Consider the following 12,223-nt stretch of genomic DNA (forward strand, 5'->3'; position numbering starts at 1 on the left):
CGGCGAACCGGCGGATCAACCGCGATCACATCCAAAAAGCGGAGGAAAGCATGGCGGCAGGCAGCGCAAAACCGTTCGGCGGCATGATCGGCAAGACGGTGGCCGGATCGAAGCCGTGGTGGCCGTGTGCGCCGAAACCGCCGCAAGGCGCACCGAACATTCTGGTCGTGCTGTTCGACGATGTCGGATTCTCCGATTTCGGCTGCTACGGCTCGGCCATCAAAACGCCGACCATCGACAAGCTCGCCGCCGAAGGCCTGCGCTATTCGGGCTTCCACACCACCGCGATGTGTTCGACGACGCGCGCGGCGCTGCTCACCGGGCGCAACCATCATTCGGTCGGTGTCGGCTGCCTCGCCAATTTCGACAGCGGCTACCCCGGATATCGCGGCAAGATCGCGCGCGAGGCGGGCACGCTGGCGGAAATGCTGCGGTCGCACGGCTATCGCAATTACATGGTCGGCAAATGGCACGTCACCCCATTGACCGAAAGCGGCGCCACCGGGCCATTCGACGGCTGGCCGCTCGGCCGCGGTTTTGATCGCTTCTATGGTTTTCTCGATGCCGAAACTGATCAATTCGCACCGGAGCTTGTCTCGGACAACACCCACATCGATGCACCGGGGACGTATGCGGACGGCTATCACCTCACGTCCGACCTGATCGACCAGTCGATCCGCTTCATCGCCGATCACACCGCCGATCGGCCCGATGTCCCATGGCTGACCTGGGTGGCGCTCGGCGCCTGTCACGCGCCGCACCAGGCGCCGATGGACATCATCAAGAGCTATGACGCGATGTTCGCCCATGGCTGGGACGCCGAGCGCGAGCAGCGGATGGCGCGGCAGAAGGTGATGGGGATCGTGCCGCCGGAAACCCGGTTGCCCGCACGCAATGACGGCGTGAAGGCATGGGATGAGCACACCGTCGACGAACAGCGCGTCTTCACGCGGCTGCAGGCGGCTTTCGCCGGCATGCTCGATCACGCCGACCAGCATCTCGCGCGGCTGATCGGCTTTCTCGATACGGCCGGCATTCGCGACAACACGCTGATCCTGGTTTTGTCCGATAATGGCGCAAGCCAGGAGGGCGGTCCGCTTGGCTTCGTCAACGCGATGGGGCCGTACAATTTCCGTCCCGAACCGATCGCGGAAAAGCTGCGCCGAATCGACGACATCGGCGGGCCGGATTCGCACAGCAACTTTCCCCACGGCTGGGCGATGGCGTCGAACACGCCGCTGCGCCGCTACAAGCAGAACACCCATGGCGGCGGCATCCGCGATCCCTTCGTCATGACCTGGCCGAAGAAGATCGCCGCCAAAGGCGAAGTGCGCCATCAATTCGTTCACGCCTGCGACCTGACGCCGACCTTGCTCGACCTGATCGGCATCGCGCCGCCGGCCGAAATCGGCGGCGTCGCCCAGATGCCGATCGAAGGCGAGAGCTTTGCGCGCTCGATCGCCGATCCAGCCACGCCGTCAAAGTCTTCGCCGCAATATTTCGAAATGTTCGGTCATCGCGGGATCTGGCAGGACGGCTGGAAGGCGGTTTCCTTCCATCCCTCGGGCACGCCGTTCGAGAACGACAAATGGGAGCTGTTTCATCTGGCGCGGGATTTTTCGGAAACCAGCGATCTGGCGGCGCAAGAGCCCGAGCGGCTTGAAGCGATGATCAAGCTGTGGTGGCTCGAGGCCGAGAAACACAATGTGCTGCCGCTCGACGACCGGTTCGGCCCGCGCTTTGCGGAAAACGCCGCGCGCTTTCACGGCGCACGCAACAAGTTCACCTTTCACGCCGGCATGGGCCACGTGCCGACCGACGTCGCGCCGGACGTGCGCAGCCGCAGCTACACCATCGAAGCGCATGTGGAGATTGCCGAGGAGGGCGCCGAGGGCGTGCTGATCGCCCACGGCGATGCGACGTCAGGCTACAGCCTCTACATCAAGGACGGCGTGCTGGTGCACGATCTCAATATTGGCGGTGGCCATGAGATCGTGACTTCGAACCGCAAGGTGCCGTCAGGCGTGCGCCGGCTCGGCGTGCATGTCGAGCGTCTGTTGCGCAAGGAGCCGCCGGCCAGGGGCTCCCGCGCCGGCGTGACGGCCTATACGCTCCTCATCGACGGCGAGGCGGCAGGCTCGATCCAGACCCAGTCTGCCTTCAACAATTTCATCTCGTGGTCCGGCCTCGACATCGGCCGCGATCGTTCCAGCCCGGTCTCGCATTACGCGGCGCCGTTCGAATTCACCGGGCAGTTGTTGCGGGTGACGGTCGACATGCACGACGACCAGAAGCTCGACGGCGAGGGGGTGGGGGCCGCGGAGATGGCAAGGCAGTAGGCCTCCGGCAGCAGCCCCGTCATTGCGAGCCACCCGGTCGGCGCGAAGCGCCGCCGGATGACAGGCTCCGCGAAGCAATCCATTCTTTCTTCGGCGGAGATATGGATTGCTTCGTCGCTTCGCTCCCTTGCGCAAACGCTTCGCGTTTGTCGCAGGCAATGACGATCGAGGTCTACTTGATCTTCTCATACGCCGCGGAGAAATCCGCCAGCGGCATCGGGATCGTGATGGTCTCCTTGGCCATGTTCTGGAACGAGACCTTCAACTGCTTGCCGGATTTCAACGTGGCCAGCACGTCAGCCGAGATCTGCAGGTTGGCGTAGCAGCCGCGCGCCTCGCAGGTCTGGATCTGCAGCTCGGACGTCTTGCCGTCGTCGACCTGGAATTTGGCGCCGGCCGGCAGGTTGAGCCCGAGCGGCAACTGCACAAGCGCGATCGGCGCGCGGGTTTCGGCTGATACGCGGATATTGATCAGCACGATCAGCTGGCCGGTCTTGGTCAGGACCGCGCTCTGCTCGATCGCGCATTCGAGCGGCGCGCCGCGGCTTGCGCTGCTGCACCGCGCAATCCAGCCGGGAGGCGCTGGAGTATTCGCTCCCTCGGTCGCAGCGGCGGTAGGGCCTGGCGTCGCCTGCGCCACAGGCGCGGCGTTGTTTTTGGCTTTGGGGGTCTGGGCGTGGCTGTGGCCGCACAAACCTGATATCGCCGCGGCAGCGACCGCAAACTTCATTGAAATTTTCACTGAACCGGCTCCGAAATGAACTACCTTCGGTAGTGCCGGTGGCCGCGCAAAGTCAAGTCATTCGGCCGCTTGCTTGACCGAGCCGTCAGCGTCCAGACGCGCATCATGGTTAGGATTGGACGAATTGCCCCATCGCGCAAACGCGTTCGAAAGCCGGTCGAGATAGAGATAGACCACCGGCGTCGTGAACAGCGTCAGCGCCTGGCTGACGATCAGGCCGCCGACCATCGCATAGCCCAGCGGCTGGCGGATTTCCGATCCCGTCCCGGTACCGAGCATCAGCGGCACGCCGCCGAGCAATGCCGCCATCGTCGTCATCATGATCGGGCGGAAGCGCAATAGCGCCGCCTTGCGGATCGCGGCCTCGGGCTCGAGCCGCTCGTCGCGTTCGGCCGTGATCGCGAAGTCGATCATCATGATGCCGTTCTTCTTCACGATGCCGATCAGCAGCACGATGCCGATCAGGGCGATCAGGCTGAAGTCGAACCCGAACAGCATCAGGATCGCGAGCGCGCCGACGCCGGCGGACGGCAGCGTCGACAGGATCGTGATCGGGTGGATATAGCTTTCGTAGAGAATGCCGAGGATCAGATACACTACGACGAGGGCAGCGAGGATCAACAGCGGCACGGTGCCGAGTGACTGCTGAAACGCCTGCGCGGTGCCCTGGAAGCTCGAATTGAGCGTCGTCGGCGCGCCGAGTTCGACCATCGCCTTCTGCACCGCGTCGGTCGCCTGGCCCAGCGCCACGCCCTGCGCGAGATTGAAGCTGATCGTGATCGCGGGAAACTGGCCCTGATGGCTGATCGACAACGGCCGCACCGGCACGCTGGTCCAGGTGGCAAAGGCCGACAGCGGCACCTGGTCGCCGGTGGCTGGCGATTTCACGTAAATCTTGTTGAGCGTGTCGAGACTGCCCTGCAATTCCGGCAGCACTTCGAGCACCACCTTGTAGGTGTTGAGTTGGGTAAAGAACTGCGTCACCTGGCGCTGGCCGAACGCATCATACAGCGTGTCGTCGATCAGTTGCGGCTGGATGCCGTAGCGCGAGGCGGTATCGCGGTTGATCTTGAGCTCCAGCGTGGTGCCGTTGGTCTGCTGGTCGGTGGCGACATCGCGCAGTTCGGGCAGCGTCTGCATCTTCTGAAGGATCTTCGGCGCCCATTCGTTCAGCTCGGCAAGGTCGGCGTCCTGCAGCGTGAACTCGAACTGGGTTCGCGTCGGCCGCCCGCCGAGCCGCACGTCCTGCGCCGCCTGCATGTAGAGACGGGCGCCCTCGACCTTCTCCAATTGCGGACGGAGGCGGGCGATGATCTGCTGGGCAGACGCCTTGCGCTCGTCGCGCGGCTTCAACGTGATGAACAGATTGCCATTGTTGCCGGCGCGGCCGCTGCCGCCGATCACCATCGCGACCGAGGCCACATCGGGGTCGGCCTGCACGATCTTGCCGAGCTCCTCCTGGCGCCGCTTCATGTCGGCGAAGGAGATGTCCTGGCCGGCCTCCGAAGTAGCCGTGATCAGGCCGTTGTCCTGCTGCGGAAAGAAGCCTTTGGGAATGACGACGAACAGATAGATCGACAGACCGAGCGTTGCGAAGAAAATCATCAGCGTCGTGAACTTCCAGCGCAGCGCGAGGTCGAGACCGCGCTCGTAAGCGCGCAGCATCGCGTCGAAGGCGCGCTCGCTCCATTGATAGAACCGGCCGTGCGTGACCTCGCGATGTGCGCGCAGGAAGCGCGAGGCCATCATCGGCGTCAGCGTCAGCGACACGATCATCGAGACGAAGATGGTCATCGCCAGCGTCACCGCGAACTCGCGGAACAGCCGGCCGATGATGCCGCCCATCAGCAACAGCGGGATCAGCACCGCGACCAGCGAGACACTGATCGACACGATGGTGAAGCCGATTTCACGGGCGCCCCTGAAGGCGGCGGCGAGCGGCTTCTCGCCTTCCTCGATGTAGCGCGTGATGTTCTCCAGCATCACGATGGCGTCGTCGACAACGAAGCCGACGGCGATGGTAAGCGCCATCAGCGACAGATTGTCGAGCGAATAGTCGAATACCCACATCAGCGCGCAGGCGCCGAGCAGCGCCAGCGGCACCGTCACGGCCGGAATCACGGTCGCCCAGAAACTGCGCAGGAAGATGAAGATCACCATGACGACCAGCGCGATGGTGAGCAGCAGGGTGAACTGCACGTCTTCCACCGCAGCGCGGATGGTCTGGGTGCGGTCGCTGATGACTTCGATCTTGATCGCCGATGGGATCGCAGCGACCAGCCGCGGCAACGCCGCCTTGATCTTGTCGACGGTCTCGATGACGTTGGCGCCGGGCTGCTTGTACACGATCAGGAACACGCCGCGCTTGCCATTGGCCCAGGCCGCCTGCTTGGCGTCTTCCGGCCCGGTAACGGCCTGGCCGATATCGCGGATTCGTAAGGGACCGCCGTTGCGAAAGGCGATAACGACGTCGTTCCAGTCCTTTGAGTCCGGCAACTGATCGTTGGCGTAAATAGTGTACGCGCGGCGTTCGCCGTCGATATTGCCTTTGGGACTGTTCACGGTCGTGATTGCGATCTGGTTGCGCACGTCCTCCAGCGACAGGCCCTTGGCGACGAGCTTGGCGGGGTCGATCTGAATGCGGATCGCCGGCTTCTGCTGCCCGCCGATGATGACCTGGGCGACGCCGGAGATCTGGCTGATCTGCTGCGCGAGCTGGGCATCGACGGCGTCGCTGACTGATGTCAGCGGCAGCGTGTCCGACGTCGCTGACAGCAGGAGGATGGGCGAGTCGGCCGGGTTGACCTTGCGATAGGTCGGCGGCGAGGGCAGGTTCTTCGGCAATTGGCCGCTGGCCGCATTGATCGCGGCCTGCACGTCGTTGGCGGCGGCGTCGATCGAGCGGTTGAGATCGAATTGGATATTGATCGCCGCGGTTCCGAGATAGCTGGTCGACGTCATCTGCGCGACGCCCGGAATTTGCGCGAACTGATGTTCCAGCGGCTGCGCCACTGACGAGGCCATGGTTTCCGGACTGCCGCCGGGCAGAGAGGCCGAGACCTGGATGGTCGGAAAGTCGACTTGCGGCAGGGGCGCAACCGGCAGCAAGGGATAGGCGACGAGGCCGACGAACATGATCCCCGCCATCATCAGCGAGGTGCCGATCGGGTAGCGAATGAAGGGGGCGGAGATTCCCCCGCTCATTGGTCGGTCACCTTGGCCTGCGCCTGATCCGAGCTGGCGACGGCCGTCGTCACCAGCGTGCCCGGCTGAACCTTGAACTGGCCCGCCGTGATCACCTGCTCGCCGGGCGACAGCCCTTCGTCGACCACGGAGCGGCCGTCGATCGAGCGCGTCGCCCTGATCTTGCGAAGTTCGGCTTTGTTCTCCTTGTTGACCGTGTAGGCGTAAAGACCATTGGGGCCATGCTGAACGGCATCGTCGGGAACAACGGTAGCGTCTTTCAGCGTCGCTACCAGCAGCCGGGTTGAAACCGACTGGCCCGGCCACAGCGCATGATCCTTGTTGTCGAACACGGCCTTGAGCCTGACGGTGCCGCTCGATGTGTCGACCTGGTTGTTGATCAGCGAAAGCGCGCCCGTGGACAGCACCCGCTTGCCGTCGGTGGAGAGCGCGATCGTCTTGGGAGAACCGGCGGCGAGTGCGGCCTTGATATCCGGCAACTGGTCTTCCGGCGCGGTGAAGATCACCGCGATCGGCTCGATCTGGGCGATGCTGACGATGCCGGTCTGCGTCGCGGCATTGACGATGTTGCCGACGTCGACCTGGCGCAGGCCGGCAATGCCCGAGAACGGCGCCTTGACGGTCGCGTAGTCGAGCTGCGTCTGTGCATTGGCGATTGCTGCATCGTCGCCGGCCACTTGCGCCGTCAGTTGCGCGACCAAAGCCCGCTGGGTGTCCGTTTGCTGGCGGGTCGCGAACTCACCGAGCCGGGTGGAGCGCTGCAGGTCGAGGTTGGCATTGGCGAGATTGGCTTGGTCCTGCGCCTTCTTGGCCTTGGCCTGATCGAGGGCTGCCTGAAACGGCCGCGGATCGATCTCGACCAGCGTGTCGCCTTCCTTGACGAACTGGCCTTCCTGAAACGCGATCCGGTTGATCTGGCCGTCGACACGGGTGCGGACCAGCACCGTGTTGAAGCCTTGCACGGTGCCGAGGCCGGTCAGGTAGACCGGGAAATCGGCCTTTTCGACCGAGGCAATCCGTACGGGAACCGCAACCCGGGCGGTGGCGTGCTTCCGGGTTTCAGCTTGCGCCTGATGATCTTCGCCCTGGAATCGCTGCCAGCCCAGATAACCCAGCGCAGCGATCGCCACGATCAGTAAAGCCCAACGGATGGTGCGCGGCCCCGACATGTTTGCTCATCGATTTAACGAAGTCCCCAATCCTGCCGATATAATGTCCGTGAGCTCACGCTGTACAAACACTAAGGCTTGAGAATCCTAAACAATTGGAAAGGTTTGACGCCGCGATGGGCGCGGTTCGGCGTCGCCGCCAAATCTCTCGCGATCTCCGGCGTGAATTTCGCGCAGGGTTGAATGCGCGATCGATGTCGTCCATATCGCGCGCGTGCAAGCAATCGGGGGTGCAGGATGGATGAACTGAACGGACGCATGATGGCGTGCCAGATTCTGATCACGGGACTGATTGCGCGCGTCGCGAACGATTCGCCCGACCCGTTGCGATTCCTCAGCGACTTTCGCGACGAGATCAAAGCTGTCGTGAAGGGCGTCAACATATCAGGCATGGACAACACCGATCGCGTCCGCCAGGTCGCGCAATCGACAGTCGACGAATTGTTTTCGCTGATGAAGCCGCCGAGCGTTGATTGATGGTGAGAAAGCGGTGATGCAACTAATGCCTGATTTTACGGCGTTTCTTGCATCTCTTTAGACCGCTTACAAAGTTCTTTTAGAACGATTTCAAACTGCAGATTAGAATCGTTGTGAACTGGATGGATTCAACCGCAGTGTTGCCCCGATCGCGTTGACCCCAAAATTTCCGCTCGGTACTGACCGCGCGGGACCATTCGCTGCATGTCGATTTGCCGCGAATTGAAATTGATCAGGGGCACGTGAATGAATGTTGTGAAGGCACCGAGGTCGCTTCGCCTTGAAGCGGCGGTCTACTCACTCGGTCAAACGGTTGAAAACAATTCCGGCAAGAAGGTTTCCGCGGTCGCGGGCCTCATTGCGGTGGCGTCGTTTTCCGGCGCCGAAGCGCAGCAATCCAACCTCCCGCCGGTGACGGTCGATGCCCCGGTCGCTCGCCCGCGCCCCTCGGCGTCAAAACCTTCGCCGGACCAACTCCGCGCCCGCAGCGCGCTGCGTCGCGCCGCCCGCCGCGCACAGCCGGCGCAGGTCGCCCCCGTGCCGTTCCCGAATGCGGGGAGCCTTGCCGCCGATCGCAACCCCTACGCCGATGCCGCGGCGCCCTACAAGGTCGACCGTGTGCAGGCATCCGGCAAGTTTCCGGAGCCGCTGCTCAACACGCCGAAGACCATCACGGTGCTCAGCAAGGAGGTGCTTGCCGACAAGAACATCACCTCGCTGCGCGAGGTCGGCCGCTCCACTGCCGGCGTGACGCTCGGATCGGGCGAGGGCGGCAACGCCTTCGGCGATCGCTTCTTCATCCGCGGTTTCGACGCGCGCAACGACGTCTTCATCGATGGCATCCGCGATCCCGCGGTCAGCATCCGCGAAAACTTCTTCACCGAGCAGATCGAAATCCTGCGTGGCCCGGCCTCGTCCTATGCCGGCCGCGGCACCGCCGGCGGCGCCATCAACATCGTCACCAAGCAGGCCGGCGATCGCAACTTCTACAACGCCGAGACCACGTTCGGCACCGACCACACCAAGCGCGTCACGCTCGACGTCAACCAGGTGATCAGCCCGACTTTCTCGATTCGCACCGGCGGCATGTTCCAGGACGCCAACGTCGCCGGCCGCAACTATGTGACCGATGATCGTTGGGGCGGCTTCATCTCGACCAAGTGGACGCCGACCAACGACATCAAGATCACGACGAACTACGTCCACACCGACCTCAGCGGTCTGCCGGACTTCGGCGTGCCTTGGTACAGGCAGGGCAACACGCCCGTCACCGAGGCCGGTATCCCGCGCCAGAATTGGTACGGCTTTGTCAATCGCGACTTCCAGACCGCGCGGCAGGATTTCGGGACGCTGACGGGCGAATACAAAGTCACCGACAGCATCACGCTGACCAGCCGGACGAGGGCGGAGCACTCGCTGTTGGCCTATATCGGCACGCTGCCTAACTCGCCCGTGACGACAAATCCCGATCCGACAAAATGGACGTTCACCGCGAGCCCGCAGAGCCGCAACCAGTTCGTCGACATCCTGGCGAACCAGGAAGACGCCACGTTCAAATTCGACACCGGATCGGTCAAGCATACGGCCGTCGTTGGGCTCGAGGTCTCCAACGAGCGTGTTGGGATCAACCGCTACACGGGCCTTGCGTCGGAAGCGTTTGGCGGAATTGCGTTCAACCCCAACGGGGCCTTGCAGAACCAATCGATCTACGCGCCAAGCTACACTTTCGTTCCGTTCAACACCATTCCGACGCTGGGCGGCGATCCGACCCGCTACAATGTCGACAGCAAGGCCTTCTACGTTCTCGATACCGCAAATTGGGAAGACAAGATCATCGTGAACGGCGGCATCCGTTATGACGGTTACGACCTGCGATCGTCGACCAGCGCGAGATCGAGCACCGTCAATTCGGATTTCATCAATTACAACGGTGGCATCGTCTTCAAGCCGGTGCCGATCGGAAGCCTCTATGCCGCCTATGCGACCTCGACCAATCCGTTCGGCTCCGAACTCGACGGCACCGCGGCGGATTACGGCGGAGCGGTCCCGGGCGGCGTCGTCCTTGGGCCTGAGCGCAACAAGGCTGCCGAGGTCGGCACCAAGTGGGAGTTGTTCGATCGCCACCTCTTGGTGACGGGCGCGCTGTTCCATACCGAGAAGGACAATGCGCGCGAGACCGTTGGCGGCGTTCTGGCGTCGGGAGCGGCCTACCAGGTCGAGGGTATCGACCTTGAAGTCAGCGGCAACATCACCGATCGCTGGAGCGTTTTCGGTGGTCTGGTGCTGATGAGGTCGAAGGTCACGCAGAGTGCGCTGCCGTCCAACATCGGGCTTCAGATGGCCAACATCGCCCATGAATCCTTCAGCATGTTGAGCAAGTACAAGTTCGACGGCGGCTGGGAACTTGGCGGGCAGGCGGTCTACCGCTCGAAGATCTATGGCGGCACCTTCGGCGCCAACACCGGCACGGAGCTTCCCAGCTATTGGCGCTTCGATGCTTTCGTCGAGAAGAAGATCGACAAGAACTGGACCATGAAGCTCTACGCGCAGAACCTGACCAACAAGCTCTATTACGACACGCTCTACCGCAGTGCGACGCCGTTCGTCGCGGTGGCGCCAGGGCGGGCGTTCTACCTCGTCACCTCGGCGAAGTTCTGATCGTGCTGATATGCGTCCCCGAGGTGCTGAGCAAAGATGATGTGGCGGATTTCCGCCGCATCATGGATGCCTCCGACTGGGAGGATGGCCGCTCCACCGCGGGGGCGCAATCGGCCATGGTCAAGCGCAACGAGCAGCTTCCGCCGGACGGCGAGGTTGCGCGAACGCTCGGCAATCGCGTGCTGTCGGCGCTATCAACCAGTCCGCGATTCATCTCGGCGGCGATCCCGCTGCAGATCTTCCCGCCGCTATTTAATCGCTACGTGGCCTCCGGCGGGCACCATTTCGGCCTCCATGTCGACAACGCGGTGAGGGGAGATCGCCTCACGGGCATGCGGATCCGGACCGACCTGTCGGTGACGCTGTTTCTGTCGGAGCCAGACGAGTATGACGGGGGCGAGCTGGTGGTCGAGGATCTCTATGGTTCCCACGAGATCAAGCTCGCGGCCGGGGACCTCGTGCTTTATCCTGCGTCTAGTTTGCATCTGGTCACCCCGGTCACACGAGGTATGCGTGTGGCATCTTTTTTCTGGCTGCAGAGCATGGTACGGGATGCTCACGCCCGCAGCCTGATCTTCGATCTCGATACCTCGATCCAGGCCCTGGTGGAGCGGCTTGGGCGAGACGACCCTGAAACGGTCAAATTGACCGGCATCTATCACAACCTGATCCGCTACTGGGCCGAAGTATGATGAACATGTCTCTTTCTCGCGTAACGACATTTGCGGTGATCTCGGCGCTGGCGATGCTGTCGCTGGCGGGGCCGTCGTCGGCCCAGCAGGGCACAACCCCTGCGGCGCCGCTAGCACCTCTGGCCCAGCAGGCGCCCGCGGTATCGCAGCCTCCGGCTGCGCTGCCACAGCCGGCGGCTGCGCCTGACGCGGCTGCCACGCCGGCGGAGCGCGAGGGCAAATTGCTGAAGGCGGCAGCTGCAGAACTCAAGGAATTGTCGCCGTGGACGATGTTCAAGTCAGCCGACGTGGTGGTCAAGGCGGTCATGATCGGCCTCGCCTTCGCGTCGCTGGTGACCTGGACCATCTTCATCGCCAAGATGATTGAACTGACCGTGGTTCAGCGCAAGGTGCGCTCGGCGCTGGCCAAGATCGCGGACGCGCGGTCGCTGGCGGAAGCGCAATTCGCGCTCGGCGCCAAGGGCAGCGTGCTGGCGTCCTTCCTGGCAGCCGCGATGCGCGAGGCGCGGCTGTCGGCCGGCATATCGAGCGATGCCGGCATCAAGGAGCGTGCCGCTTCGAGCTTTGGCGAAATCGTGCGCGCCGAGGCACGGCGCATCCGGCTCGGCATGGGCCTTCTGGCAACCATCGGCGCAACGTCGCCCTTCGTCGGACTGTTCGGCACCGTCTGGGGCATCATGAACAGCTTCATCGGCATTTCGAAATCGCAGACCACGAATCTTGCCGTGGTGGCGCCCGGCATCGCCGAGGCGCTGCTCGCCACCGCGATCGGCCTGGTCGCTGCGATCCCCGCCGTCATCATCTACAATCACTTTTCGCGCGTGACCAAGGGCTACATGGAACTGGTCAGCCGTGCGTCAGGCGCAGCGGGGCGGCTGTTGTCGCGCGATCTCGACCGCACCCATGTCAGCGGCTCGCATTCGCGCACGGCGGCGGAGTAGG

General features: G+C 63.2%; 8 protein-coding genes. 5 read left to right on the forward strand and 3 right to left on the reverse strand.

The window, feature by feature from the left end; translation table 11 throughout:
- Positions 1 to 50 precede the first annotated feature (50 nt).
- The gene (locus V1294_RS18755) at positions 51 to 2,339 is read left to right on the forward strand and encodes an arylsulfatase (RefSeq protein WP_334499207.1); all 2,289 of its coding nucleotides are present in this window, start codon (positions 51 to 53) and stop codon (positions 2,337 to 2,339) included.
- Positions 2,340 to 2,511: 172 nt separating this feature from the next.
- Here the strand turns inward: V1294_RS18755 and V1294_RS18760 are convergent, their stop codons facing one another.
- From V1294_RS18760 to V1294_RS18770, 3 genes are all read right to left on the reverse strand, one after another.
- Positions 2,512 to 3,069 carry an invasion associated locus B family protein gene (locus tag V1294_RS18760; RefSeq protein ID WP_334499209.1) on the reverse strand — a complete coding sequence of 186 codons (558 nt, stop codon included), beginning with the start codon at positions 3,067 to 3,069 and terminating at the stop codon, positions 2,512 to 2,514.
- 69 nt (positions 3,070 to 3,138) lie between these two features.
- Positions 3,139 to 6,285, reverse strand: a complete 3,147-nt coding sequence (locus V1294_RS18765) for a multidrug efflux RND transporter permease subunit (protein WP_334499211.1) — start codon at positions 6,283 to 6,285, stop codon at positions 3,139 to 3,141.
- Complete coding sequence (locus V1294_RS18770; RefSeq protein WP_334499213.1) at positions 6,282 to 7,454, reverse strand: efflux RND transporter periplasmic adaptor subunit; 1,173 nt, start codon at positions 7,452 to 7,454, stop codon at positions 6,282 to 6,284. Before V1294_RS18770 ends, V1294_RS18765 begins: the two co-directional genes overlap by 4 nt.
- 237 nt (positions 7,455 to 7,691) lie before the next feature.
- On the opposite strand from V1294_RS18770, the gene V1294_RS18775 reads away from it, so the two are divergent.
- The 4 genes from V1294_RS18775 (at position 7,692) to exbB (ending at position 12,222) form a co-directional block, all read left to right on the forward strand.
- Positions 7,692 to 7,931, forward strand: coding sequence for a hypothetical protein (locus V1294_RS18775; RefSeq protein WP_334481459.1), 240 nt, complete (start codon positions 7,692 to 7,694; stop codon positions 7,929 to 7,931).
- Between the two features lie 246 nt (positions 7,932 to 8,177).
- Positions 8,178 to 10,589 (forward strand): TonB-dependent receptor, encoded by a 2,412-nt coding sequence (locus tag V1294_RS18780; protein WP_334499214.1) that lies wholly within the window; start codon positions 8,178 to 8,180, stop codon positions 10,587 to 10,589.
- 2 nt (positions 10,590 to 10,591) lie between these two features.
- Entirely contained in the window at positions 10,592 to 11,281 is a 690-nt protein-coding gene (locus tag V1294_RS18785) for a Fe2+-dependent dioxygenase (protein ID WP_334499216.1), read from the forward strand.
- Between the two features lie 5 nt (positions 11,282 to 11,286).
- Positions 11,287 to 12,222: a tonB-system energizer ExbB gene (gene exbB / locus V1294_RS18790; protein ID WP_442895355.1), complete on the forward strand. Its 936-nt coding sequence runs from the start codon at positions 11,287 to 11,289 to the stop codon at positions 12,220 to 12,222.
- The last annotated feature ends 1 nt before the right edge of the window (position 12,223 follow it).

This window comes from Bradyrhizobium sp. AZCC 1678, from assembly GCF_036924765.1.
Classification (GTDB): domain Bacteria; phylum Pseudomonadota; class Alphaproteobacteria; order Rhizobiales; family Xanthobacteraceae; genus Bradyrhizobium; species Bradyrhizobium algeriense.

Bases quoted from the DNA above. Each gene is read 5' to 3' on its own strand.
- V1294_RS18755 (WP_334499207.1), top strand. From the start codon at position 51: ATGGCGGCAGGCAGCGCAAAACCGTTCGGCGGCATGATCGGCAAGACG.
- V1294_RS18760 (WP_334499209.1), bottom strand. From the start codon at position 3,069: ATGAAGTTTGCGGTCGCTGCCGCGGCGATATCAGGTTTGTGCGGCCAC.
- V1294_RS18765 (WP_334499211.1), bottom strand. From the start codon at position 6,285: ATGAGCGGGGGAATCTCCGCCCCCTTCATTCGCTACCCGATCGGCACC.
- V1294_RS18770 (WP_334499213.1), bottom strand. From the start codon at position 7,454: ATGTCGGGGCCGCGCACCATCCGTTGGGCTTTACTGATCGTGGCGATC.
- V1294_RS18775 (WP_334481459.1), top strand. From the start codon at position 7,692: ATGGATGAACTGAACGGACGCATGATGGCGTGCCAGATTCTGATCACG.
- V1294_RS18780 (WP_334499214.1), top strand. From the start codon at position 8,178: ATGAATGTTGTGAAGGCACCGAGGTCGCTTCGCCTTGAAGCGGCGGTC.
- exbB (WP_442895355.1), top strand. From the start codon at position 11,287: ATGTCTCTTTCTCGCGTAACGACATTTGCGGTGATCTCGGCGCTGGCG.